This is a genomic window from Paucibacter sp. XJ19-41, assembly GCF_028462495.1.
In the GTDB taxonomy this organism is placed as follows: Bacteria; Pseudomonadota; Gammaproteobacteria; order Burkholderiales; family Burkholderiaceae_C; genus Roseateles_E.
Window position 1 is genome coordinate 1 of sequence record NZ_JAQOWX010000077.1, and the last position, 22,704, is coordinate 22,704.

The following is a 22,704-nucleotide window of genomic DNA, read 5'->3' on the forward strand; positions in this document are numbered from 1 at the left end:
ACTCACGATGGCCACCCTCTATGGGCCGCCTCGCTCAAGAACTTACACCACCTCGTGGGACATCACCCGTTGGGTTGCAAAAAACATCTACTTACCTCGTCTTTGAGGATCAAATATGCCGCTGAGTGCAAACACCCTGATTCACTTCACGCGAGACAAGGCCAGCCTAAGAAAGATCCTTGAGGAGAACTTTCGCGTCTTCAACTGTAAAGAGACACTAATCCTTGGCGGCATGAGCAGCGCTATGTATGTTCCGATGGTGAGCTTTTGCGACATTCCGCTTTCCGAAGTCAAGGATCACATTTCAAAGTATGGACACTACGGAATAGGAATGACCAAGGAATGGGGCGTTAGAAAGGGGCTCAATCCAGTCCTATATGTAGCCCAAACCTCTGCACTATCCCTTAGCTATCGGACCGCCTGGAATCACTTCATACAACCCGACTCAGATGAGTCAGACAATCTCACTTCAGAACAGAAGTGTCTGGCGGACGTGTTGCGATACATGAAGAACTATGAGGCAACTCTTGTAAGAAAGTCAGGCACCACTCCAGACTACAGATTCTCCGACGAACGCGAGTGGCGCTACGTTCCCTCGCACGAAGCAGAGTGCCAAATGCTCATGAGCAGCAACTTCTATGAGGCCGACGACAACGCCGCATCAGCAAACAAGCAGTTGGAAGCTCTCCGACTGGAGTTCGAGCCGAACGATATCAAATACATAATTATCAATGACGACTCAGAAATTGCAGAGTTCATTGACCACTTGCGTAGAGCAAAGGGAAAGAACTATTCGCTGCACGATATCGAACGACTTACCACGCGAATACTAACCACGGAGCAGATTCTTGGAGACATGTAGCCCGTCGCTTGCGAAGAGTGCAACCTCTCATTGCAGCCGATCCAGCCCGGCTACGCCGGCCCGTCGGCTGAATTCAAACGTTGCCCGCAAAAAGAGCAATGGCCCGCTTGGGGAACGCTCGCAATAGTTTTTTGTCCATGGTAACAAGCTTGGTGTCGAGTTTCATCGCAAGGGCGATGAATTCGCAGTCGTATGCCGAGCAATCACTGTCGCGAACAAGTTCAAGTACAGCGGAGGATTCGACTTCGAACTCTGCACCTGCAAGAAGGCTTTCAGCTTCCCGTTGCAGGCTGATTGCCTGTTCGAAAGTGATGGCCTTGCGCCGTAGGAATCCAGCCAGAATATTGCGGAACTCACTGCGCCAGAGAATTGGCGCAGCCCAGTCGGAGTCTTTCTCAAGCAACGCTTCGGCTGCGGCCGAAAATTCACTTGGCAAGTACAAGTACGTGAGTACATTGGAGTCAACCACTATCACGGGCGGTCCTCGCGCTTCGTCGCGTCAATGTCGCGGGCAAGGAACTTCCCTGCAGGCAGTGCGGCGCGCAGCTCGCGTGCCCGGGCAATTCGCTCGCTTGGCATCATTTGGGTCGGCAGCAGTACCGATTCCAAGCATACGATTGCCTCGCTATTCAGGCTGCGGCGGTGCATTTCAGCAGCCAACTTCAGCCGGTCGTACACGGCGTCAGGGATGTTTTTCAGAGTCAGGGTCGTGGGCATGGTTTGCTCCATCCAAAATGGAACCATTTTGGTTCCATTGAACTGCTGAAGTCAAGCGCGTGCGGGCTGACCGGTTACACATAGTCGGGACATGCGCTCAGGGGGCGTGACTCGCCGCCCCATGCCGACATCCATCGGCCCGCTGTGAGCATTGCCTGACACGAACAGCCGCCCTTGTCCGACTCCCACCCCACGGTGTTCCCGGCACGATGCAATAGGAAAGAACGCCAACCGGAGTCCGCCATGTCCTTCATCCACCCGACCTCGCCCCCCGAGACCCTGCACGCGCACCGGCCGCCGATCAAGGCGCCTGGTGATGATGAGGAGCCCCAGCCCATGCCCGTCGACCCCGATGAGGGGCCGATAGACCCGGCGCCGGAGGATGACCAGACACCGGGGCGCGGCGTCGATCGCGGGCCCTGAGCGCAGCCGCGATGGCGATGAATCGATCGCGTGCCCTCGTTGATCCGCGCGCCGCCCAGTTGCTGCGCCATCCCGGCGCCTTCCTGCTCGGTGCGCTGAAGGCCTTTCGCGCCAACCAGGGCCTGCTGCTGGCCGGCGCGGTGGCCTACTACGCGCTGCTGTCCATCGTGCCGTTGCTGATACTGGCGGTGATCGCGCTCTCGCATGTGGTCGACCAGGCGGCGCTGCTGCAGACCCTGGGCCGCTATCTGGAATGGCTGCTGCCGGGGCATTCGCGCGCCATCGTGACCGAGCTGGCGCAGTTCCTGGCCTTCCGCTCGGTGGTGGGCTGGGTGCTGCTGGTGACGATGCTGTTCTTCAGCTCGCTGGCCTTCACGGTGCTGGAGAACGCGATGTCGGTGATCTTCCACCACCGCGTGCTGATACGGCGGCGCCACTTCCTGGTCTCGGCACTGATCCCCTATGGCTACATCCTGTGCCTGGGCTTCGGCCTGCTGGTCGTCACGCTGGTGGCCGGCGCGCTGCAGGCCATGGGCCAGAGCGAGGTTCAATTCCTGTGGCGCAGCTGGTCGCTGGTCGGGGTGTCCGGCCTGCTGTTCTATCTGCTGGGTTTTGCTGGCGAGGTCTTTGTGCTGACCTCGATCTATCTGGTGATGCCGGTGGGGCGCCCCTCGCTGCGGCTGGCGCTGTTCGGCGCGATCGCTGCGGCCTTGCTGTGGGAGCTGTCGCGCCATGCCCTGGTCTGGTACTTCGGCACCTTGTCGCAGATCAGCACGGTGTACGGCTCCTTGACCACCTCGATCGCGGTGCTGCTGAGCCTGGAGCTGGGGGCGACCCTGATGCTGTTCGGCGCGCAGCTGATCTCCGAGTACGAACGCCTGGAGGTTGGCGACCCGCCGCCTCGGGCCTTCAGCACCGCGCCCGGCTAGGCGGCGCGCCGCGCCACCCAGTAGACCGCGCCCGCCGCACCGTAGCGCTCGGCATGCCGTTCGCCGGCCGCCAGCTCGAAGCCGTCGCCGACCCGCAGATGCCGGGTCTGGCCTGCCACCGTCAGCCACATCTCGCCCTCGGCCATGACGGCCTTGGCGACAAAGGGGTGGCTGTGCTCGTCGACCACGGTCAAGGGCGCCCAGCGCCGCTCCAGCACCTCGTCGAATCCGGCGGCCAGGGCTTGCTGCCGGTAATGCTCGAAACTCGTGATGTCCATGGCCGTTCTCCTCGCGGTCTGCCGGCCTGCTGGCGGCCCCTCCAATGGTAGGCTCGCGGCCATGCTGATACGCAATATCTGCCTTCCCGATGGCCGCCGCGGCCAGGACCTGCTGGTGCGTGACGGCCGCATCGCCGCCATCGCGCCGGCCCTGCCCGGGCCGGAGGGCGTCGAGATCATCGACGGCCAGGGCCAGCTGCTGAGCCCGCCTTTTGTCGATGCCCATTTCCACATGGACGCCACGCTCAGCTACGGCCTGCCCCGGGTCAACCAGAGCGGCACGCTGCTGGAAGGCATCGCGCTCTGGGGCGAGCTCAAGCCGCTGCTGACGCAGGAAGCCCTGGTCGAGCGGGCGCTGGCCTATTGCGACTGGGCGGTGGCCAAGGGCCTGCTGGCGATACGCTCGCATGTCGATGTCTGCGACCCGCGCCTGCTGGCCGTCGAGGCCCTGCTGCATGTGCGCGAGCGGGTGAAGCCCTATCTGGACCTGCAGCTGGTGGCCTTTCCGCAGGACGGTGTGCTGCGCGCCCCAGGGGCGCTGGCGAACCTGAAGCGGGCGCTGGACATGGGCGTCGACGTGGTCGGCGGCATCCCGCATTTCGAACGCACCATGGCCGATGGCGCCGCCAGCGTGAAGCTGCTGTGCGAGCTGGCCGCCGAGCGCGGCCTGCGGGTGGACATGCATTGCGACGAGAGCGACGACCCGCTGTCGCGCCATGTCGAGACCCTGGCCTGCGAGACCCAGCGCCTCGGTTTACAGGGCCGGGTCACCGGCTCGCACCTGACGTCCATGCATTCGATGGACAACTACTACGTCTCCAAGCTGATCCCGCTGATGGCCGAGGCCGGCCTGCATGCGGTGGCCAATCCGCTGATCAACATCACCCTGCAAGGCCGCCACGACACGTATCCGAAGCGCCGCGGCATGACCCGGGTGCCCGAGCTGATGGCGGCCGGCATCAATGTCGGCTTCGGCCACGACTGCGTGATGGACCCCTGGTACAGCCTGGGCAGCGGCGACATGCTGGAGGTCGCCAGCATGGGCCTGCATGTGGCGCAGATGACCTCGCAGGCCGGCATGCGCGCCTGCTTCGATGCGGTGACCGTCAACAACGCCCGCATCCTGGGCCTGGACGATTACGGCCTCGAGGTCGGCCGCAGCGCCGACTTCGTGCTGCTGCAGGCCGGCGATGCGGTCGAGGCGCTGCGGCTGCGCGCCCAGCGCCTGCTGGTGGTGCGGCGCGGCCAGGTGTTGAGCCGCTGCGCCCCGGCGCAGGCCCTGCTGAGCCTGCCGGGCCGGCCCGCAGCGGTGGACTGGCTGCTGCCGCGTCCCCTGAACTAGGGCTATCAGGTCGCCGCGGGAGGAGTACAACGCGCTGTTGCCGTCGTTGTTCAGCCCATGTCTCCTGGAGGTCCCGTAATGCGAACCCCGTCCGTTCTTCTGGCCGTTGCGGCCCTGATTCTGCCGCTGGCCGCCCAGTCGGCCGTCTATCAGTTCAATGCCTCGCTCAATAGTGCCAACGAAGTTGGCACCCCGTCGACTGCGACGGCCACCGGTGTCGCCACCCTGTTCTACGACGACCAGGGCACGGCGTCGCTGCTGGATGACAGCTATGACTTCTCTATGGCGGTGTTCGGACTTAGCGGCGGCGCGATAGCTGGCACCGCCGCCAGCGCCTTCCATATCCACGGCGCTGCTTCGACCACCGAGAACGGCCCGGTCCGCGTCAGCCTTGATGCTGCACCCTTTGTGTTCTTGAATTCGGGCAGTACGCTGCTGGTCGGCGGCAATGGTGTCGCGGCGCCGTCGATCGGCGCGACTGCGCCGTCCGGGGTGAATGCAGGCTATCCGGCGATGTCCTTCTTCGACATGCTTTCGGGCGGCCTGGCTTATGTGAATGTGCATACTGCGGCCAACCCGGCCGGTGCGGTGCGTGGCCAACTGCTGCAGGTGGCGGTGGTGCCCGAACCGTCGACTTACGCGATGCTGTTGGGCGGTCTGGGCTTGATAGGCTTTGTCGCCGCCCGCCGCCGCAGGCACTGAATTGGGCGATCCGCGTCGACCGACAAGCCCGCGACTGCGGGCTTTTTTTATGGCGCTCTCGCCGTAAACACGCACGCCCCGTTGCGTTCGAGAGACAGAACCTGTGCTTCTTTGTTCTTGAATAGAGCTCTGCCTCTAGGCTTCCCACGAAGTTCGGGGTTGGGGCGCCGAAACCCTAGGTCTTGAGGCCCTGGCTCTTCGCTACAGTCGGCAGCCAATTCATGCGGCATGCATGCCACCTGCCTCGGGCCGGGCCGCTCGATGCAGGGCTGGCTGCGCGCAGGCCTATCAAAAAAGGAGACTTTCATGAATATCCGTTTGGCGCTTGGCGCCGTCAGCCTGGCCGTGCTGGCCGCCTGCGGTGGCGGCGAGAGCTCGCCGCCCGCCCCCAGCAGCAACGAGACCACCCGCATCGTCGCCTTCGGCGACAGCCTGACCGATGGCGGCACCTATACCAAGTTCGCCCAGGCGGCCGTGGCCCAGGCCACCGGCGGCGCCATCACGGCGGCCCCGGTCGGCAAGTTCACCAACAGCGCCGGCGCTTTGTGGGTCGAGGTGCTGGCCGGCAAGCTGGGCACGACCATCGTCAACGAGCGCTTCGAGTACGGCACGAGCTTCCCGGTGCCGGCCCAGATCAGCAGCGCCGCCAACGCGACCAACTATGCCCAGGGCGGCTCGCGTGTGGCCAAGCAGCCCGGCATCGGCTGCAGCCCTGACCCGAAAAGTGGCGCCTGCACCGGCGCCACCACCGTGCCGGTGGTCCAGCAGGTCGACCGCGCGCTGGCCAAGGGCAGCTTCACGGCCACCGACCTGGTGGTCTTCTGGGGCGGCAACAACGATGTCTTCCACAACCTCGCGCTGGCCGGTCCCGAGATCACGGCGGCGGTGACCGCCGCCACGCTGGCCGGTCAGTCGGCCGCCCAGATCGCCGCGCTGCAGCAGGCGATCGCCGGCAAGTATGTGATCGAGATGGAGCAGGCCGCGCTGGCCCTGCTCGAGCAGACCCAGCGCGCCCGGGCGGCCGGCGCGCAGCGCATCGTCGTCCTGACCCTGCCGGACTCGGCCAAGTCGCCGATGGGCCAGAGCGCCCAGGTCGGCGCCTCGGGCCGCACCTTGATGTCGACCTTCGTCAAGGCCTTCAACGACCAGCTGAAGAAGGAGCTGGCGCTGATGGACACCGGCGTGATGCTGTTCGACGCCGCCGCGCTGTCGGCCCAGTACTACGACAACCCGGCCGCCAACGGCTTCACCAATATCGCGGTGCCGGTCTGCGACCCGGCCAAGACCAACAACACCTCGCTGGTCTGCTTCGAGATCCCGGGCGTGTTCAGCACCTACTTCCCGGCGGCCGTGGCGCCGGCCGCGACCTCGCTGTTCGCTGATGGCGTGCACCCGACGGTGACCTCGCATGCCAAGTTCGGCAATGCCGTGTACGAGGCGCTGAAGACCAAGGGCTGGGTGCGCTGAGACCGCACCGACAAGGAGAACCCCAATGACACAGAACAACAAAGCCATCCTGGCCCTGGCCGCTTCCCTGTTGTGCGGCGGCGCTGCCGCGCAGCCAAGCGCCGAGAGCAGCGTGCAGCTCTACGGCATCATCGATGTGGGCGTGACCGCCATCGACGGCTATGGCGACAAGACCCGCCGTTTTGTCTCCAGCGGCACCCAGCTGGGCTCGCGCCTGGGCCTGCGTGGCAACGAAGACCTGGGCGGCGGCTGGCGCGCGATGTTCACCCTGGAGCACCAGCTCTACGCCGACACCGGCTCGCAGAACCAGCAGACCCCGATCTCGGGCTTTGCGATCCCGGCGCGCGCGCTGGTGGGTGTGCCCAACACCATACGCGCCCAGCTGGAGCCCGCGCTGGGCGCCTCGCTGGCGGCCTCGCTGAACAACCGCTTCTGGCATCGCCAGGCCTGGGCCGGCATCGTCACCCCGGTCGGTGCGGTGCTGGCGGGCCGCCAATACAGCCCGGCATTCGCCACCTACGGCCGTTTCGATCCGCACCAGGCCGGCAATATCGGCAACGCCCTGGCGACCCTGTCCGTGCCCACCGGCCTGGAAGTGCGCATCGACAACTCGCTGCAGTATGTGGCGGAGATGAACGGCTTTCGCTTCAACGCGATGCTGGGCGCTGGTGAGGGCGAGGTCGGCCCGGGGCGCTTCTGGGGCCTCAGTGCCGGCTATGCCAGCGGTGGTTTTGACATCGGTGTGGGTCATCAGCGCCGCAAGACCTCCGAGGGCCTGAACTCGCTGGAGAACACCATCGTCGGCGCCAGCTATTCGACCGGCCCCTGGAAAGTCACCGGCGTCGTGGTCAGCGCCAAGGACAAGCACCCGATCCTGGGCGCCCAGCTGCGCGCGCAGCTCAATGCCAACACCGCGATCCCGGCGGCACTGAAGCCGGCCTTCCTGGCCTATGGCACGCAGATCGCCAGCAATCTAGGCTTCGACGGCCATCTGGCCTATGGCGGTGTGCACTACCGGGTCACCGAGCGCAACCGCGTGATCGTCAGCTACGGCGCCTACAGCGACTCGGTGGCGGCGCGCGAGGCGGCCATCGGCGGCGTGGCGCTGGAGCATCTATTCTCCAAGCGCACCTCGGTCTGGCTCTCGGCCAGCTATGTGGACAACAAGAGTGGCCAGCAGGTGCTGCCTTACTCGCAAGGTCTGCTCTACGGCTTCACCGACAAGCCGGGCAAGGACGCCAGCGCCTACTCGCTCAATCTGGTGCACCGCTTCTGAGCGGCAGATCGCTCCGACACAACCCGGCCTCGGCCGGGTTTTTTCATGGCGCGGCGCCGAAGAAGCGCTTGCGCTCCTCGTTGGCCGGATGGCTGGCCAGCGCGATCGGCAGGCTCGACATTGCATGGTTCTTCTTGTAGCTCTCGATGCGCTCGAAGAACACCAGCATCGCCGTCGGCGAGCGGCCAGCGGCGCGCAGCATGTCACGCGCATAGGCGTCGGCCTCGCGCTCGAAGTCACGCGAGTAGGCCTGCTGGCCTAGCAGGGTCGGCACACTGACGAGCACAGCTGAGAAGTCTCCGATGATGAGGCCGTTCAGGCTGGCCAGCAGGCTGGCCTGCACCACCATGCGCATGCCATGCTGCCGCTGCACATGGCCCAGCTCATGGGCCAGCACGCCGGCCAGTGCATCGGGCTGATCGCTCAGCAGCTGAGCCAGCGCGTCGGTCAGCACGATATGGCCGCCGGGCAGGGCCAGGGCATTGGGACCTACGCTCTTGTCGGCCGAGCGAAAGTGCAGCCGGTAGTCTGGCGTGGTGCCGGGCGACGTGCGCAACAGGGCCGCGAAATCGGCCGTGATGGCCTCGCGCCGGGCCGGCGGGAGCGTGCTGGGCTTGAGCCATCGGGCATCGATGCCGGCCAGCGCACGCTCGCCTATCATTTGCTCGGCCTGGGGCGGCAGCACGGCGACGAGCGCATCGCTCGCCAGCGGTATGCCCCAGACCCCGATTGCCAGCGTGGTAGCGACCAGCAACGCCATCGCGACCGCCACCCGACGCCAGCTCTGCATCCAGCGCACCAGCAGCGATTCGCGCAGACCGCTGGCCCGTGCCCACTGATCCCAGGCGCGCGCATCGTCCCCGCTGAGCACGCCGCCGTCGGGCAGTTGGGCCTGGCGCTGGCCGTGGCGCTGGCGCTCGGGCCAGCGCACCCGGCGCAATGGGTAGCTCAAGACCTGACCCTCGCCGTGCTCACCATGGACAGTGCGCAGGCGCAGCGTGCCGGCCTCGACCCAGGCCTGCACCGGCTGGGGGCGGGCGCTGCGGCCGTCGAACAGCTCGAGCAGCAGGATGGCGGGCTGATCCACGGGCTCAGAACCCCATGTCGATGCCGAAGAAATCGCCGGCGGCGTCGCCGCTGGCATCCTGGTGTTCGGCGCTCTTGCGCGCCACCCAGGCATCGATATCGCCGTTGACGCGCAGACTGACCGCCTCCAGCCGCATGCGGTTGGCGTGCACCACCGCGAACGGCCGGTACAGGCCCAGGGTCAGCGCAGTCAGCAGCCAGTTCTTCAGGCTCAGCCAGGCAAAGGCGCGCAGTCGCAGCTGGCTGTCAAAGCGCAGGCCGGCGCTGCTGGTGCCGCGCCACACCATGTTCTGCAGAGCCACCGTGAAGAAGGGGCCGACCAGGGCGAACAGGCCCAGATAGGCCAGCAGGGCCAGCGGCGCCATCAGCAGCGGCGACTGCAGCAGGAAGTAGACGCCGGCCAGCACCGCGCCGGCCAGCAGGGCGTAGCCGATCAGGAACAGCACGAACTTCAGCATCAGCAGGTAGAAGGCGCCGGTGCCCACGCCGAAGCGCGAATGCTGGCCGGCCAGCGCGTAGTGGCTTTGCTGGTAGCGCTTGCTCAGGCTCAGGGTCCAGGGCGTCAGCAGCATGATCAGCAGGGTGGCCGCGCCGATCAGGCCCTGGGCCGGCGTGAAGCTCTTGCTCTCCAGCGCCTCGCTATTGAGCAGCGAGACCACGACGATCACTGCCGCCGGCAGATAGGCCGGCAGCATCGCCAGATAGGCCTGGCGCAGATCGCCAGTGAACGCAAAGCGCAGGCCGCGCCAGCTGGTGTTGGCCAGGCGGAACTGCAGACCCGCCCGCCACCGCGCCGGCCAGCCCGCCGCCAGTATCAGGAAGGCGGCGACGCCGGCTGTCGGCGAGATCTGGCCCGAGACGCCATAGGCCAGCATCAGCACGGCCAGCAGCACAAAGCCGCGGAACATCTTCCAGGGGTCGCCGTGGAAGGCCAGGGCCTGGCCGTCGACCAGGGTGTTGCTGTAGAAATAGCTGAGCCGGCGTGCCTTGGCGAAGGGCAGGTAGAGCCCCAGCGTGACGATGATCAGCAGCAGATTGACGATCCAGATGCGGAAATACTCGCTGCCCGAGGCGCTGAATTCGATGCGCAGCTCGCGCGGGCTGGCGGCCGATCCCTGTGGCTCGGCGACGGAAAAATGCTCGTTCATCGGTCCTCCCTTGTAGATATGTACCGGTGCGGCGGTCTGAGCCGCCTGTCGGGCCAGCAGTCTGAGGCCGGGCCGCCGGGCTGACAAGGGGGACCTTCGGGGGATGTCTGCATGCACCAGTTCGGAGGCTTTGTACAGCCTGGCGCACAACAAGTGCTTCGCTAGAATCTTTTCGAAATGGACAGTCCGTCCGACACAAGCCAGACATGAAACTCATCGGATCCCTCGCCAGCCCCTACGTCCGCAAAGTCCGCGTCGTGATGGCGGAAAAAAAGCTCGACTACCAGCTGGTGCTGGAAGACGTCTGGTCCAGCGACGCCATCATGAAGATGAACCCGCTGGGCAAGGTGCCCTGCCTGGTGATGGAAGGCCAGGACGCGATCACCGGGGCGGTGTTCGACTCGCGCGTGATCGTCGAGTATGTGGACACCTTGTCGCCGGTCGGCAAGCTGATCCCCGAGCGCGGCCGCGAGCGTACCGAGGTGCGCACCTGGGAGGCGCTGGCCGATGGCCTGATGGATGCGTCCATCCTGGCGCGCCTGGAGCAGACCTGGGTCGGCCGCACGGCCGAACAGCGCAGCGCCGTCTGGGTCGAGCGCCAGATGAGCAAGGTGATGGCGGCCCTGCAGGCCATGGGCCAGGGCCTGGGCGAGAAGAACTGGTGCTCGGGCACTCACTTCACGCTGGCCGATATTGCGGTCGGCTGTGCGCTGGGCTATCTGGACGTCCGCTTCCCCGGCATCGATTGGCGCGGCCCGCATCCCAATCTGGCGCGCCTGTTCGACAAGCTGTCGGCCCGCGCCAGCTTCATCGATACGGCGCCGCCGACGACCTGATGAAGCCCTGCGGGGCGACCTGCTGCTGGCGCTGCAGCGCCGCGTAGATATAGGCCAGGCGCTGGCCGATATCGGCCGGGCTGGTCTGCCAGCGCTGTGCGATCTCGCCTTCCAGCAGGCCCTGGGCCAGCATGCTCAGCAGATGCTGCTCGGCCTTGCTGAGCAGGCAGCCCGGCGCGGCCGGGGCCAGGTCATGCGCCGAGCTGACGCAGTGCGCCAGCTTCAGGTCGCTGCGCAACAGGCCGAAGCTCGCCAGCGTCTGGCGCGCCAGCGCCGGCGACATCGTGGCACGGCGCTGCTGGAAGTCCTGCAGCGCCCGCCCCAGCCCCTTGGCCCCGCCGGCGTCCAGCCAGTAGCCCTGGGCACCGCCACACAAGGACTCGAACAGCAAGGTGTCGTCGGCCAGCGTCGTCAGCAGCATCAGGCGCGGCCGCGCCCGCTCCAGGCGGCGCAGCAGCGCGATCGCATGGCCGTTGATCAGATGCAGATCGCAGACGACGATGTCGGGCCGCAAGCGCTCGACCTGCGGCAAGGCCTCATGCATCTGGGTGCTGACGCCGACGCAATGCCAGCTCGGCAGCTCATCAAACAGGGCGGCTCTGGCCTGGCGCAGCGCTTGGGGGGTACGGCGTAGGAGATAGACGGAAGGCATGCGCTGGGCGGGGTGAGAGGCGGGCCGATTGTCCCGGCTTCAGGGGACGCAGCAACCCCGTGACCCGGGGACCCCCCGGATGAGGGGCCGATGTTGGCGGGTGTTTTGTGCGATGGCCGCCCTGCGGGCCCGGCCGGGCGCCGGTCATCGTGATCACTTAGACTGGGCCGCGCCCACTACCTGCAGAGGCCCAGCCTCAGCCCCCCATGGACCAGCTCCGAGCCTTGCGTGTTTTCGTCCGCGTCATCGACGAGGGCAGTTTTGCCGCCGCCGCGCGCGCCCTGGACCTGGCGCCGGCCGTCGTGACCCGGCTGGTGGCCGAGCTGGAGGAGCATCTGGGCGCCCGCCTGATCAACCGCACCACCCGCCGCCTGGCGCTGACCGATATCGGCGAGGCCTATCTGGAGCGGGCTCGCCGCATCCTGGTCGAGGTCGACGAGGCCGAGGCCCTGGCGACCACCGCGACGACCGAGCCGCGCGGCCATCTGCGTGTGCTGGTGCCGCCGGCGATCGCGGTGCATCAGCTGGCCAAGCACCTGCCCAAGTTCCACAAGCTCTATCCGCAGGTCTCGGTGGAGCTGAGCTCGCCCGGCGGCATCGAGACGGTGGACGAGGCCTTCGACCTGACGATTCTGCACACCCGCCATCCGCTGGACGGCGAGTTCGTGGCCCGGCGGCTGGCGCGCACCGAGGTGATTCTGTGCGCCTCGCCCGAGTACCTGAGCAAGCGCGGCCGGCCCCAGCATCCGAATGATTTGCGCGAGCATGATTCGCTGCTGCCGCCGGTCTCCGAGCTGCAGCGCGGCATCGTGTTTCAGCGCGGCGTCTGGGGCGATGACGAGCCGGGCGGCGAAAGCCTGACCCTGATCCCCAAGCGGCCGGTGCTGACCACCGCGCATATGGACACCAATTACGCCGCCGCGCTGCACGGGCTCGGCGTGGCCGGCCTGCCGTCCTTTCTGATCGAGGACGCGCTGATGGAGCACGCGCTGGAGCGCGTGCTGCCCGAGTGGCGGCTGTTCAGTTTCACGATCTGGGCCGCGATGCCGACGCGCAAATACGTGCCGGCGCGCACCCGCGCCTTCCTCGACTTTCTGGTCGAGGTCTTCGGCGGCGAGGACCGCGACCCCTGGCTGGCAGCCGCCGGTTGCGAGACCAACCCGGGCGTCTGCGGCGAGCCGGTCAGCGCAGGCTGAAGCCGGTCTGCACCAGATTGCCGCGCAGGCCCTCCAGCAGATGGGTCAGCGGCGAGAGCTGGACATAACGGGTCGAGACCTTGATCGCATAGGCGAAGAAGCGCGGCAGGTCCTCGGCATAGGCGGGCTTGCCGTCGCGCTGCTTGAGGCGGCAGAACAGGCCCAGGATCTTCAGATGGCGCTGCAGGCCGGTCCATTCCAGCTGGCGCCAGAACTCGCCGAAGTCCGCGTCCACCGGCAGGCCGGCCTTGCGCGCCTGTTCCCAGTAGCGTATCGCCCAGTCCAGCTCGCGCTCCTCGTCCCAGGAGATGAAGGTGTCGCGCAGCAGCGAGGCCAGGTCATAGCTGATCGGGCCGCGCACCGCATCCTGGAAGTCCAGCACACCGGGCCCGCCTTCGATCACCATCAGATTGCGCGGCATGAAGTCGCGGTGCATCGCCAGCTGGGGCTGGCTCAGGATGTTGTCGACCAGGACCTGGCAGCTGTGTGCCCACCAGCCCTGCTGGGTCGCGTTCCACTGCTGGCCGAACTCGCGCTCGACGCACCAGTCGCTGAAGATCTGCAGCTCGCGGCGCACAAAACTCTCGTCGAAGGCCGGCAGCCGCTGCGCATCGCCCTTGAGCTGCCACTGCAGCAGCGTGGCGATGGCGGCACGCATCAGCGCGTCGGCCTCAGCGTCGCTGGCCTGCTGCAGCGCCTGCAGATAGGGCCGGTCGCCGAAGTCGCTGAGCAGCAGAAAGCCCAGGCCTTCGTCGGCCGCCAGCACCGTCGGCACGCGCAGCCCGCAGTCGGCCATGTGGGCGGCGATCTCGATGAAGGCGCGCTGGCTGCCATGCTGGGGCGGTGCATCCATCACGATCAGCGAGCCGCCCGCCGCGGTCTGCAGGCGCAGATAGCGCCGCGTGCTGGCATCTTCCTTGGCCAGCTGCAGTGTCTCGGGCCGCAGGCCATGGGGGGCGGCAAGCGGCGCCAGCCAGGCCAGCAACTGTTGTTCACGGGCCGGGTCGGGCCAGACGATAGCGTTCATGGGGGAGCTTGGACGGCCGCAGCGGCGCGGCATTGGGTGCGAGGCGGGTGCCTCATGGATAATCAATTCTACAAACCGTCGGCACCGTGCCGAAGCCCTCGCTCAACATCGTCCGAAGAAGACGCCCGCCGACGCCGTGCTGCGCCCACCGCTTCCCTCCTCACCGCCGCCGACCGCGCTGACCCCGCTGCTGTCAGCCCTGCTGCTGGGCCTGTGCGGGCAAGCCCTCGCTGCGCCGGCCGACGAGCCGCTGCGCCTGCGCCCTTCGCGCCTGCTGATGGCGCCGGCCAGCAGCGAGACCAGCAAGCCGGCCCTGGTGCTGAGCGCCCAGCGCTTGCAGACCCAGATCGACCAGCGCTCGCTGGCCGAGGGCGAGGCCGAGCTGCGCTACGGCGATCTGCTGCTGCGCGCCGACAGCCTGAGCTACGAGCAGGCCAGCGATCTGGCGCGCGCCACCGGCAGCGTCGAGATCAGCCGGGCCGGCAATACCGTGCGCGGCCCCAGCCTGGAGCTGTATCTGCAGCGTTTCGAAGGCGAGTTCCTGCAGCCCAGCTATTTCTTCTCGGAAACCGGTGGCGGCGGCACGGCCCGCTCGCTGCGCTTTCTCGACAGCAAGCGCCTGCGCGCCGAGGCCGCGACCTACAGCAGCTGTCCGGCGGTCGAAGGCGAGGGCACCCAGGCCTGGCAGCTGACGGCCGAGACCCTGAAGATGGACTTCGAGGCCAACGAAGGCCTGGCCAGCAAGGCGGTGCTGCGTTTTTACGGCGTGCCCATCCTGGCCGCGCCGGCGCTGAGCTTCCCGCTGGGCGGTGAGCGCAAATCGGGCTGGCTGCCACCCAATGTCGGCGTCGATAACCGCAGCGGTGTCGAGCTGGGCCTGCCCTATTACTGGAATATCGCGCCGCAGCGCGACGCCACCTTGACGCCCTGTGTGATGACACGCCGCGGGGTCGGCCTGGACAGCGAATTCCGCTATCTGGAGCCTCATCATCGCGGCGAGCTGAATCTGGCCTGGCTGCCGAATGACCGCGTCGCCGATCGCAAGCGCTGGGCGCTGAACCTCAGCCATGACGGCGAGCTGGGCCTGGCCTGGCGCTACCGCCTGCGCTCCGAGCGGGTCTCGGACGACGACTACTGGAAAGACCTGCCCAAGCGCATAGCCAGCGACACCCAGCGCCTGCTGGGCAGCGATCTGCAGCTGCAGCGCGGCTACAGCTTCCGCTGGGGCGAGGCGCAGACCTATGCGCGCATCCAGCAATGGCAGCTGCTGCAGGGCACAGACCTGCAGACCCGCTTCGAGTCGCCCTACCAGCGCACGCCGCAGATCGGCGTGCGCCTGTCCAGCCTGGCCGACGAGGGCGTGCTGGCCGGCTTCACCCCCTGGGGTCGCAAGGCCCGGCTGGAGGGCGGGCTGGAGCTGGAATACAACCGCTTCGACCTGCCCACCGACGCGCTCAGCAGCCAGACCCAGACCGGCTCGCGTGTGCATCTGCTGGGCCATGTCAGCCTGCCGATGAGCGGCGCGGCTTGGTGGCTGATCCCGAAGCTGTCGCTGAATGCGGCCAGCTACTCGCTGGACCAGGCCCTGGCCGACGGCCGGCGCTCGGCCAGCCGATCGGTGCCGAGCTTCAGCCTCGACCATGGCTGGATCTTCGAGCGCGAGACCCGGCTGTTCGGGCGCGGGCTGACGCAGACGCTGGAGCCCCGCCTGCTCTATGTCAAGACGCCGTATCGCGACCAGCTGGACCTGCCCAATTTCGACTCGGCGGCCAAGGATTTCAACTTCGATTCGATCTACACCGAGAACCAGTTCTCCGGTGTCGACCGGGTGTCCGATGCCCATCAGCTGACGGTGGGCGCGACCTCGCGCTGGATCGACGCCAATGGCGGCGCCGAGCTGCTGCGCCTGGGCCTGGTGCAGCGCTTTCTGTTCAATGACCAGCGCATCACGCCGGACGGCCAGACGCAGACGCGCAAGGTCTCCGACCTGCTGCTGCTCGGTTCGGCCCATGTCAGCGAGCGCTGGTGGATGGATGGTTCGCTGCAGTTCAATGCCGACTCGGGCCGCAGCGTGCGCTCGACCCTGCGTGCGCGCTATTCGCCCGGCCCCTTCCGCACCGTCAATGCCGCCTACCGGCTGGCGCGCGGGCAGAGCGAGCAGCTGGAGCTGGGCTGGCAATGGCCGCTGTTCGGTGCGGTGGCCCAGTCCGACGGGCCGCGCGCGCGGCGCAGCGTTGGCAGCGGCGGCAGCTGCAGCGGCGCCTGGTACAGCGCCGGCCGCCTGCAGTACAGCCTGCGCGACCGCCGTTTCACCGACTCGGTGCTGGGCGTCGAATATGACGCCGGCTGCTGGATCCTGCGGGTCGGGGCCGAGCGGCTGTCGACCGGCCGGGCCGAAACCAATACCCGTTTGCTGCTGCAGCTGGAGCTGGTGGGCCTGTCCCAGCTGGGCTCCAATGCGCTCGGAGTCCTGAGAGACAATATCCCCGGTTACCGTCAGCTGAGCTCCGACCGCTCGCCCATCCAATCCTATGACTGATCTGCAGCTCTTTCGTTTCCTGCCTCTGGCCTGCGTGCTGAGCGCGACCCTGGTCTGCTCAGTGGCCCAGGCGCAGGGCACCGGCGCCAATCTACGGCCGGGCGACCATATCGCCGCCGTCGTCAATCAGGATGTGGTGGCGGCCAGCGAGGTGGCGCTGCGCACCGAGCGCCTGCGCGAGGAGGCCCGCCGGCGTGGCGAGACGCCCGATATCGAGGCGCTGCGCAAGCAGGCGCTGGAAGCGATGATCGAGGATCGCGTCATCGTCACCCATGCCCGCGAGAGCGGCACCCGGGTCGATGAGCCCGAGCTGGACCGGGTGGTCGCCAATGTCGCGACGCAGAACAAGCTGACGATGGAGCAGCTGCGCGAGCGCCTGCGCGCCGAGGGTCTGGACTACCGGCGCTTCCGCGAGAACCTGCGCGACCAGATGATGACCGAGCGGGTGCGCGAGCGCGAGGTGCAGGGCCGCATCAGCATCACCGACGGCGAGATCGACAAATTCCTGGAGCAGCGCCGCCAGCAGGCCGGTGGCGCGGACCAGCTCAATATCGCGCAGATCCTGGTCGCGGTGCCCGAGGGCGCGGCCGAGGCGCTGGTGGCCGAGCGCCGTGCCAAGGCCGAGGCGGCGCTGGCCCGCGTGAAGGCGGGCGAGGACTTTGCCAAGGTGGCGCGGGAAGTCTCCGAGGACGGCAACAAGCAGCGCGGCGGCGAGATCGGGCTGCGCCCGGCCGACCGGTTGCCGGATCTGTTCGTCGACGCGGTGCGCGATCTGCAGTCCGGTGCGGTGCGCGCCGAGCTGCTGCGCTCGGGGGCCGGTTTTCATGTGCTGAAGCTGGTGCAGCGCCGCACGGCGGCCGATGCCGTCAATATGGTCACGCAGACCCGGGCCCGCCATGTGCTGTTGCGGCCTTCCGAGCAGCTGAGCGCCGAGGTGGCGGCACGCCGCCTGGCCGAGTTCAAGCGTCTGATCGAGAGCGGCCAGACCACGTTCGAGAAGGTGGCGATCGACAACTCCGAGGACGGCAGCGCCGCCGGCGGCGGCGATCTGGGCTGGGTCTCACCGGGCGGCTTCGTGCCCGAGTTCGAGGAGGCAATGAATGCGCTGCCGATCAATGGCATCTCGGCGCCGGTGCCCTCGCGTTTCGGCGTCCACCTGATCCAGGTGCTGGAGCGTCGCGACACCGAGGTCGATCCCAAGCAGCTGCGCGAGCAGGCCCGCAATGCCTTGCGCGAACAGAAGTACGAGGACGCCTACCGCGAATGGGTCACCGAGCTGCGCGCACGCGCCTTTGTGGAGCTGCGCGAATGGCAGTGAGCATCTGATGGCTCACATTGCCCGCAAGCGCTTTGGCCAGCATTTCCTGACCGATGGCGGCATCATCGATGCCATCGTTGGCGCGATCGAGCCGGCCGAGGACCAGGCCCTGGTCGAGATCGGCCCCGGCCTCGGCGCCCTGACCCTGCCGCTGCTGCAAAGCCTGCCGGCGAGCAGCCGGCCGCTGACCGTGATCGAGCTGGACCGCGACCTGGCCGCCAAGCTGCGCCGCCGCGACGATCTGGAGGTGATCGAGTCCGATGTGCTGAAGGTTGACTTCGCGGCGCTGGCCGCCGCCAAGGGCCGGCGCCTGCGCGTGGTCGGCAATTTGCCCTACAACATCTCGACGCCCATCCTGTTCCACCTGCTGGGCTTTGTGGACCAGGTGGTCGACCAGCACTTCATGCTGCAAAAAGAGGTGGTCGATCGCATGGCCGCGACGCCGGGCAACAAGGACTTCGGCCGTCTCTCGGTGATGCTGCAGTGGCGCTATCACGTCGAGGCGGTGCTGGACGTGCCGCCCGAGGCCTTTGATCCGCCGCCACGGGTGGACTCGGCCATTGTGCGCATGCTGCCCTATGCCCAGGCGCCGGCGCTGGACCCGGTGCTGCTGGGCGAGATGGTCCAGGTGGCGTTCTCGCAGCGCCGCAAGCTGCTGCGCCACAGCCTGGGTGTCTGGCTGGCGGCGCGTGGCTTCGAGGGCGAGTTCGATCTGAAGCGCCGCGCCGAGGAGGTGCCGGTGGCCGATTACATCGCGCTGGCCCAGGCGCTCTGAAAACAAAAAGGGACTCCAGCGGAGTCCCTTTCTTCTTGCTGCAAGCGCGCTGACTTCAGGCGGCGCTAGGCCGCATTCAGCCACATCGAGGTATCGAAAGCGCTGCTCATCATCGGCATATTCATGCCGAAGTTTGCATTCGCCGCTGCCTTGCTGCTTTTCGCAGCCGGCTTCTCAGCAACCGGGGCCACCTCAGCAGCCCGCTCCCATGACCCGTTTTCTTGGGAGCGGGCTACTGAAAAGAATAGAAACAGCGGAACTGGACCTTGCGGTCGGCCCAGTAGTCGGCCGCTTCGCGGAAGACGTCGAGCAGTTGCTCGCGGGCTTCGCGGTCGAAGCGCAGGTTGTCGGGCAGCTGCTCCAGCACCACCACAAAGCCGGGCTGGGCGCCCGACTTGTGGACCAGATCGGTCATGCAGTCATGCAAGGCGTCCAGGTTCTTGCCGAAGTGCGCCGGGAACAGAAAGGACTGGGCGATGCCCTCCAGCACTTCCTGCTTGGACTGAGCTTCGCTCAGATTGGCATACAGGAAATGCTGGCCGGCATCCTGGGCTGCCTGGGCCAAGTCCTCTACGCGATAGGCCCGTATGGCCTGCACGATATTGGGACGGACGGTCTGCAAAAGCATGGTCGCGATCCTCCTATATAGTCACAAGAACTTTTGGCCGCCGGTCACTACGGGCTCAGGGCGCGATGCGCTTGAAGCTGGCGTAATGGTCGTCGGTATAAAAACAAGCATCGGGGTTGGTCGGAGGTTTACCGCCGCATACCAGCCGCCGGGCTCCGCGGTTGCGGGCGCCTGGCGTCTTGACGGTATATTCGCGGTAGTAGCCCCTGGCCTTGGATGGCAGCAGCCGCTCGCGATTGCCGAACACGCTGCCGTCCTTGTCGTAGGGGAAAGGCCCTCCGGCAAGCACGAGACGATGTGTGTTCTGGGCTTCGCGCGGCAACGCCGCCAAGGCCACCGTGTCTTGCTGCGGGCTTACCGACGGCTTGGCATGCACTTCCGTGCCCAGCGCCGCCAGCATGGCGACGGCAAGACCGAACTTGCGCCAAGACGGCCACATCGGTGACCTATCGAGCAAAAACACGGGTTTACCCTGAATATCGAAAGCAAGATGGTACCGAATGAGGCCGAAAACCTCAAGCCGCCACACCCTTGTTGCGGGGCTATTGCTGCTTAGTTAGTGTGCGCACGCATTCGTGGATATATAGGCTGTGACAGCACTCTCGAAGTTGAAACTGCTATGGTGAGCTCTTACAAACTTTTGTAAAACGAGGCCTGTCACGGCCTCGTCACGCACCCGGATGGGGCGTAAAAACGCCCCGCGAGCGGGGCGTTTCGAGGGGCCGGGTACGTTTTCAGCGCGCGGCGTTGGCGTCGGCCACGGTCAGCGCCGTCATATTGACGATGCGGCGCACGGTGGCCGAGGGCGTCAGCACATGCACCGGTTTGGCCGCGCCCAGCAGCACCGGGCCGATCGCGATGCCACCGCCGGCGGCGGTCTTCAGCAGGTTGTAGCTGATGTTGGCGGCGTCGATATTGGGCAGCACCAGCAGATTGGCCTCGCCGCTCAGCGTGCTGTTGGGCATCAGCTGGGCGCGGTAATTGGCGTCCAGTGCGGTGTCGCCATGCATCTCGCCATCGACCTCCAGCCAGGGCGCCTGGGTCTGGATCAGGCCCAGGGCCTCGCGCATCTTCAGTGCCGAGGGGCAGTTGCTGGAACCGAAATTGCTGTGCGAGAGCAGGGCGGCCTTGGGCCGGATGCCGAAGCGCATCAGCTCCTCGGCCGCCATCACGGTGATCTCGGCCAGCTGCTCGGCGCTCGGGTCGTAGTTGACATGGGTGTCAACCAGGAAGACCTGGCGGCCCGGCAGCATCAGGCCGTTCATGCAGGCATAGGTCTTGACCCCGGGGCGCTTGCCGATCACCTGGTCGATGTACTGCAGGTGCATCGCGGTGTTGCTCCAGGTGCCGCACAGCATGCCGTCGACCTCGCCCTTGTGCAGCATCATGCAGCCGATCAGGGTCAGGCGGCGGCGCATCTCGATCTTGGCGAGCTGCTGGGTCACGCCCTTGCGCTCGGTCAGGCGGTGGTAGGTCTGCCAGTAGTCGCGATAGCGCTCGTCGTGCTCGACGTTCACCGTGTCGTAGTCGCGGCCTTCCTGCAGGCGCAGGCCGAAGCGCTCGCAGCGCTGGGCGATGATCTCCGGGCGGCCGATCAGCGTGGGCCGGGCCAGGCCCTCGTCGACCACCACCTGGACCGCGCGCAGCACGCGCTCCTCTTCGCCCTCGGCATAGGCGACGCGCTTGTTGGCGGCGCGCTTGGCGACGTTGAAGATCGGCTTCATCGTCGTGCCCGAGGCGTAGACAAAGCTCTGCAGCTTCTCGCGGTAGGCGTCCATATCGGTGATCGGCCGCGCCGCCACGCCCGAGGCCTGCGCCGCCAGCGCCACCGCCGGCGCGATCTTCATCATCAGGCGCGGGTCGAAGGGTTTGGGGATCAGGTACTCGGGGCCGAAGCTCAGGTTCGCGCCGGCATAGGCCGCCGCCACCACCTCGCTCTGCTCGGCCTGGGCCAGCTCGGCGATCGCGTAGACCGCCGCGATCTCCATCTCGTCATTGATGGTCGTGGCGCCGCAGTCCAACGCACCGCGGAAGATATAAGGGAAGCACAGGACGTTGTTGACCTGGTTCGGATAGTCGGTGCGGCCGGTGGCCATCACCGCGTCGCTGCGCACCGCGGCCACCGCCTCGGGCAGGATTTCCGGCGTCGGGTTGGCCAGCGCGAAGATCAGCGGCCGCTCGGCCATCTTGGCGACCATCTCGGGCTTGAGCACGCCGCCGGCCGACAGGCCCAGGAACACATCCGCGCCCTCGATGACCTGGCCCAGGCTGCGCAGCTCGGTCTTTTGCGCGAAGACGGCCTTGTCCGGGTCCATCAGCTCGGTGCGGCCTTCGTAGACGACGCCGGCCAGATCGGTCACCCAGATGTTCTCGCGCGGCAGGCCCAGCTTCATCAGCAGGCCCAGGCAGGCCAGCGCCGCCGCACCGGCGCCCGAGGTCACCAGCTTGACGCTCTTGATGTCCTTGCCCAGCACCTTCAGGCCATTCAGGAAGGCCGCGCCGACGACGATGGCCGTGCCGTGCTGGTCATCATGGAAGACCGGGATCTTCATGCGCTCGCGCAGCTTGCGCTCGACATAGAAGCAGTCGGGCGCCTTGATGTCTTCCAGATTGATGCCGCCAAAGGTCGGCTCCAGCGCGGCGATCACGTCGACCAGCTTGTCGAGATCGTTCTCCTGGATCTCCAGGTCGAACACATCAATGCCGGCGAACTTCTTGAACAGCACGCCCTTGCCTTCCATCACCGGCTTGGAGGCCAGCGGGCCGATATTGCCCAGGCCCAGCACGGCGGTGCCATTGGTGACGACGGCGACCAGATTGCCGCGCGAGGTGTAGCGGAAGGCGTTGGCCGGGTCGGCGACGATCTCCTCGCAGGCGAAGGCCACGCCCGGCGAGTAGGCCAGCGCCAGATCGCGCTGGTTGACGAGCTGCTTGGTGGCCGCGATGGCGATCTTGCCGGGCGTCGGAAACTCGTGGTACTCCAGTGCGGCTTGACGGAGCTGGGCGCTTTTTTGTTCGGACGTTGACATAGGCAATTCGAGGCGTTTGGGCTGGCGTGCCCCATGGCTGAGCCATGAGTGGCCGGCGATTGTAGGGATCAGGCCCGAGTGTGGACCGAGATCGGCGCGAATTGATACGCGAAACTGCGCATCTGATTCACCGCCGCAGACAGGATACTGCGGCCTGCATGGACATGACCGAGCGCTCCGCCACCCCCTCGCCCGCGCTGCCGCTGTGGCGGCGCTGGCGCCGCGCGCTGCTGTGGGGCGCGCTGGTGTCCCTGCTGCTGATCGCCCAGACCCTGCTGGTGGCGCTGACCCTGAGCTACGAGGCCTCGCGGGCCCAGGAGCAGGCCGACCAGGCGGCCGCCGAGGTGGCCGCGCGCGCCAAGCAGATGGCCGGGCGCGAGCTGCAGGGCCTGCAGGCCCTGCTCTGGCAAAGCCTCAATGACAGCCGCTGGCGCGATGATGCCGGCGAGATGCTGCGCCGCACCCGGCCGCTGC

22 protein-coding genes are annotated in these 22,704 nt (G+C 66.7%); 12 read left to right on the forward strand and 10 right to left on the reverse strand.

All coding sequences use genetic code 11. From position 1 onward, the window contains the following. Nucleotides 1-115: 115 nt before the first annotated feature. A complete protein-coding gene (locus PO768_RS18695; protein WP_272647260.1) occupies nucleotides 116-862 on the forward strand; it encodes an abortive infection system antitoxin AbiGi family protein in 747 nt (248 codons plus the stop codon). Between the two features lie 73 nt (nucleotides 863-935). Here PO768_RS18695 and PO768_RS18700 read toward each other — a convergent pair whose 3' ends face one another. Next, nucleotides 936-1,337 carry a type II toxin-antitoxin system VapC family toxin gene (locus tag PO768_RS18700; protein WP_272647261.1) on the reverse strand — a complete coding sequence of 134 codons (402 nt, stop codon included), beginning with the start codon at nucleotides 1,335-1,337 and terminating at the stop codon, nucleotides 936-938. Next, nucleotides 1,334-1,579, reverse strand: a complete 246-nt coding sequence (locus PO768_RS18705) for a FitA-like ribbon-helix-helix domain-containing protein (RefSeq protein WP_272647262.1) — start codon at nucleotides 1,577-1,579, stop codon at nucleotides 1,334-1,336. Before PO768_RS18705 ends, PO768_RS18700 begins: the two co-directional genes overlap by 4 nt. A 243-nt stretch (nucleotides 1,580-1,822) precedes the next feature. On the opposite strand from PO768_RS18705, the gene PO768_RS18710 reads away from it, so the two are divergent. After that, a complete protein-coding gene (locus tag PO768_RS18710; protein ID WP_137942637.1) occupies nucleotides 1,823-2,002 on the forward strand; it encodes a hypothetical protein in 180 nt (59 codons plus the stop codon). 11 nt (nucleotides 2,003-2,013) lie between these two features. Continuing rightward, nucleotides 2,014-2,931, forward strand: a complete 918-nt coding sequence (locus tag PO768_RS18715) for a YihY/virulence factor BrkB family protein (RefSeq protein ID WP_269839221.1) — start codon at nucleotides 2,014-2,016, stop codon at nucleotides 2,929-2,931. Here the strand turns inward: PO768_RS18715 and PO768_RS18720 are convergent. After that, nucleotides 2,928-3,209, reverse strand: a complete 282-nt coding sequence (locus tag PO768_RS18720) for a cupin domain-containing protein (RefSeq protein ID WP_262968972.1) — start codon at nucleotides 3,207-3,209, stop codon at nucleotides 2,928-2,930. The genes PO768_RS18715 and PO768_RS18720 overlap by 4 nt on opposite strands. A 61-nt stretch (nucleotides 3,210-3,270) precedes the next feature. On the opposite strand from PO768_RS18720, the gene PO768_RS18725 reads away from it, so the two are divergent. From PO768_RS18725 to PO768_RS18740, 4 genes are all read left to right on the forward strand, one after another. Beyond that, a complete protein-coding gene (locus PO768_RS18725; RefSeq protein ID WP_272647263.1) occupies nucleotides 3,271-4,551 on the forward strand; it encodes an amidohydrolase family protein in 1,281 nt (426 codons plus the stop codon). Between the two features lie 78 nt (nucleotides 4,552-4,629). Further along, nucleotides 4,630-5,253 (forward strand): CHRD domain-containing protein, encoded by a 624-nt coding sequence (locus PO768_RS18730; RefSeq protein ID WP_269839219.1) that lies wholly within the window; start codon nucleotides 4,630-4,632, stop codon nucleotides 5,251-5,253. Between the two features lie 306 nt (nucleotides 5,254-5,559). Continuing rightward, complete coding sequence (locus tag PO768_RS18735) at nucleotides 5,560-6,720, forward strand: SGNH/GDSL hydrolase family protein (RefSeq protein ID WP_272647264.1); 1,161 nt, start codon at nucleotides 5,560-5,562, stop codon at nucleotides 6,718-6,720. Between the two features lie 25 nt (nucleotides 6,721-6,745). After that, a complete protein-coding gene (locus tag PO768_RS18740) occupies nucleotides 6,746-7,996 on the forward strand; it encodes a porin (protein WP_272647265.1) in 1,251 nt (416 codons plus the stop codon). A gap of 43 nt (nucleotides 7,997-8,039) precedes the next feature. Here the strand turns inward: PO768_RS18740 and PO768_RS18745 are convergent, their stop codons facing one another. Then, the gene (locus PO768_RS18745; RefSeq protein WP_272647266.1) at nucleotides 8,040-9,083 is read right to left on the reverse strand and encodes a M48 family metallopeptidase; all 1,044 of its coding nucleotides are present in this window, start codon (nucleotides 9,081-9,083) and stop codon (nucleotides 8,040-8,042) included. Between the two features lie 4 nt (nucleotides 9,084-9,087). Beyond that, nucleotides 9,088-10,230 (reverse strand): YjgN family protein, encoded by a 1,143-nt coding sequence (locus PO768_RS18750; RefSeq protein WP_272647267.1) that lies wholly within the window; start codon nucleotides 10,228-10,230, stop codon nucleotides 9,088-9,090. A gap of 206 nt (nucleotides 10,231-10,436) precedes the next feature. On the opposite strand from PO768_RS18750, the gene PO768_RS18755 reads away from it, so the two are divergent. Beyond that, on the forward strand, nucleotides 10,437-11,066 hold the full coding sequence (locus PO768_RS18755; RefSeq protein ID WP_272647268.1) for a glutathione S-transferase family protein: 630 nt from the start codon (nucleotides 10,437-10,439) through the stop codon (nucleotides 11,064-11,066). Here PO768_RS18755 and PO768_RS18760 read toward each other — a convergent pair. Next, nucleotides 11,038-11,718: a response regulator gene (locus PO768_RS18760; RefSeq protein ID WP_137942647.1), complete on the reverse strand. Its 681-nt coding sequence runs from the start codon at nucleotides 11,716-11,718 to the stop codon at nucleotides 11,038-11,040. The two genes, PO768_RS18755 and PO768_RS18760, sit on opposite strands and share 29 nt — an antisense overlap. Nucleotides 11,719-11,924: 206 nt before the next feature. On the opposite strand from PO768_RS18760, the gene PO768_RS18765 reads away from it, so the two are divergent. After that, the gene (locus PO768_RS18765; RefSeq protein ID WP_262968980.1) at nucleotides 11,925-12,914 is read left to right on the forward strand and encodes a LysR family transcriptional regulator; all 990 of its coding nucleotides are present in this window, start codon (nucleotides 11,925-11,927) and stop codon (nucleotides 12,912-12,914) included. Here the strand turns inward: PO768_RS18765 and PO768_RS18770 are convergent. Next, nucleotides 12,901-13,941 carry an aminoglycoside phosphotransferase family protein gene (locus tag PO768_RS18770; protein ID WP_262968981.1) on the reverse strand — a complete coding sequence of 347 codons (1,041 nt, stop codon included), beginning with the start codon at nucleotides 13,939-13,941 and terminating at the stop codon, nucleotides 12,901-12,903. The two genes, PO768_RS18765 and PO768_RS18770, sit on opposite strands and share 14 nt — an antisense overlap. 136 nt (nucleotides 13,942-14,077) lie before the next feature. Here PO768_RS18770 and PO768_RS18775 point away from each other — a divergent pair, with 136 nt between their 5' ends. From PO768_RS18775 to rsmA, 3 genes are read left to right on the forward strand one after another with little or no spacing between them, the layout of a single operon-like run. Continuing rightward, complete coding sequence (locus PO768_RS18775) at nucleotides 14,078-16,480, forward strand: LPS-assembly protein LptD (RefSeq protein WP_272647269.1); 2,403 nt, start codon at nucleotides 14,078-14,080, stop codon at nucleotides 16,478-16,480. Continuing rightward, the gene (locus PO768_RS18780) at nucleotides 16,473-17,798 is read left to right on the forward strand and encodes a peptidylprolyl isomerase (RefSeq protein WP_272647270.1); all 1,326 of its coding nucleotides are present in this window, start codon (nucleotides 16,473-16,475) and stop codon (nucleotides 17,796-17,798) included. Before PO768_RS18775 ends, PO768_RS18780 begins: the two co-directional genes overlap by 8 nt. A gap of 7 nt (nucleotides 17,799-17,805) precedes the next feature. After that, nucleotides 17,806-18,573, forward strand: a complete 768-nt coding sequence (gene rsmA / locus PO768_RS18785; protein WP_269839214.1) for a 16S rRNA (adenine(1518)-N(6)/adenine(1519)-N(6))-dimethyltransferase RsmA — start codon at nucleotides 17,806-17,808, stop codon at nucleotides 18,571-18,573. 232 nt (nucleotides 18,574-18,805) lie between these two features. On the opposite strand, the gene PO768_RS18790 is transcribed toward rsmA, so the two are convergent. The 3 genes from PO768_RS18790 to PO768_RS18800 all read right to left on the reverse strand — a co-directional run bounded on the left by PO768_RS18790 (nucleotide 18,806) and on the right by PO768_RS18800 (nucleotide 22,230). After that, nucleotides 18,806-19,201 (reverse strand): barstar family protein, encoded by a 396-nt coding sequence (locus PO768_RS18790; protein ID WP_137942652.1) that lies wholly within the window; start codon nucleotides 19,199-19,201, stop codon nucleotides 18,806-18,808. A 55-nt stretch (nucleotides 19,202-19,256) separates the two neighbouring features. Then, entirely contained in the window at nucleotides 19,257-19,601 is a 345-nt protein-coding gene (locus PO768_RS18795) for a ribonuclease (RefSeq protein WP_262969163.1), read from the reverse strand. A gap of 334 nt (nucleotides 19,602-19,935) precedes the next feature. Then, entirely contained in the window at nucleotides 19,936-22,230 is a 2,295-nt protein-coding gene (locus PO768_RS18800) for an NADP-dependent malic enzyme (protein WP_137942653.1), read from the reverse strand. Nucleotides 22,231-22,704 lie beyond the last annotated feature (474 nt).

Bases quoted from the DNA above. Each gene is read 5' to 3' on its own strand.
- PO768_RS18695 (WP_272647260.1), top strand. From the start codon at position 116: ATGCCGCTGAGTGCAAACACCCTGATTCACTTCACGCGAGACAAGGCC.
- PO768_RS18705 (WP_272647262.1), bottom strand. From the start codon at position 1,579: ATGCCCACGACCCTGACTCTGAAAAACATCCCTGACGCCGTGTACGAC.
- PO768_RS18710 (WP_137942637.1), top strand. From the start codon at position 1,823: ATGTCCTTCATCCACCCGACCTCGCCCCCCGAGACCCTGCACGCGCAC.
- PO768_RS18715 (WP_269839221.1), top strand. From the start codon at position 2,014: ATGGCGATGAATCGATCGCGTGCCCTCGTTGATCCGCGCGCCGCCCAG.
- PO768_RS18720 (WP_262968972.1), bottom strand. From the start codon at position 3,209: ATGGACATCACGAGTTTCGAGCATTACCGGCAGCAAGCCCTGGCCGCC.
- PO768_RS18725 (WP_272647263.1), top strand. From the start codon at position 3,271: ATGCTGATACGCAATATCTGCCTTCCCGATGGCCGCCGCGGCCAGGAC.
- PO768_RS18730 (WP_269839219.1), top strand. From the start codon at position 4,630: ATGCGAACCCCGTCCGTTCTTCTGGCCGTTGCGGCCCTGATTCTGCCG.
- PO768_RS18735 (WP_272647264.1), top strand. From the start codon at position 5,560: ATGAATATCCGTTTGGCGCTTGGCGCCGTCAGCCTGGCCGTGCTGGCC.
- PO768_RS18740 (WP_272647265.1), top strand. From the start codon at position 6,746: ATGACACAGAACAACAAAGCCATCCTGGCCCTGGCCGCTTCCCTGTTG.
- PO768_RS18750 (WP_272647267.1), bottom strand. From the start codon at position 10,230: ATGAACGAGCATTTTTCCGTCGCCGAGCCACAGGGATCGGCCGCCAGC.
- PO768_RS18755 (WP_272647268.1), top strand. From the start codon at position 10,437: ATGAAACTCATCGGATCCCTCGCCAGCCCCTACGTCCGCAAAGTCCGC.
- PO768_RS18760 (WP_137942647.1), bottom strand. From the start codon at position 11,718: ATGCCTTCCGTCTATCTCCTACGCCGTACCCCCCAAGCGCTGCGCCAG.
- PO768_RS18765 (WP_262968980.1), top strand. From the start codon at position 11,925: ATGGACCAGCTCCGAGCCTTGCGTGTTTTCGTCCGCGTCATCGACGAG.
- PO768_RS18770 (WP_262968981.1), bottom strand. From the start codon at position 13,941: ATGAACGCTATCGTCTGGCCCGACCCGGCCCGTGAACAACAGTTGCTG.
- PO768_RS18780 (WP_272647270.1), top strand. From the start codon at position 16,473: ATGACTGATCTGCAGCTCTTTCGTTTCCTGCCTCTGGCCTGCGTGCTG.
- rsmA (WP_269839214.1), top strand. From the start codon at position 17,806: ATGGCTCACATTGCCCGCAAGCGCTTTGGCCAGCATTTCCTGACCGAT.
- PO768_RS18790 (WP_137942652.1), bottom strand. From the start codon at position 19,201: ATGCTTTTGCAGACCGTCCGTCCCAATATCGTGCAGGCCATACGGGCC.
- PO768_RS18795 (WP_262969163.1), bottom strand. From the start codon at position 19,601: ATGCTGGCGGCGCTGGGCACGGAAGTGCATGCCAAGCCGTCGGTAAGC.
- PO768_RS18800 (WP_137942653.1), bottom strand. From the start codon at position 22,230: ATGTCAACGTCCGAACAAAAAAGCGCCCAGCTCCGTCAAGCCGCACTG.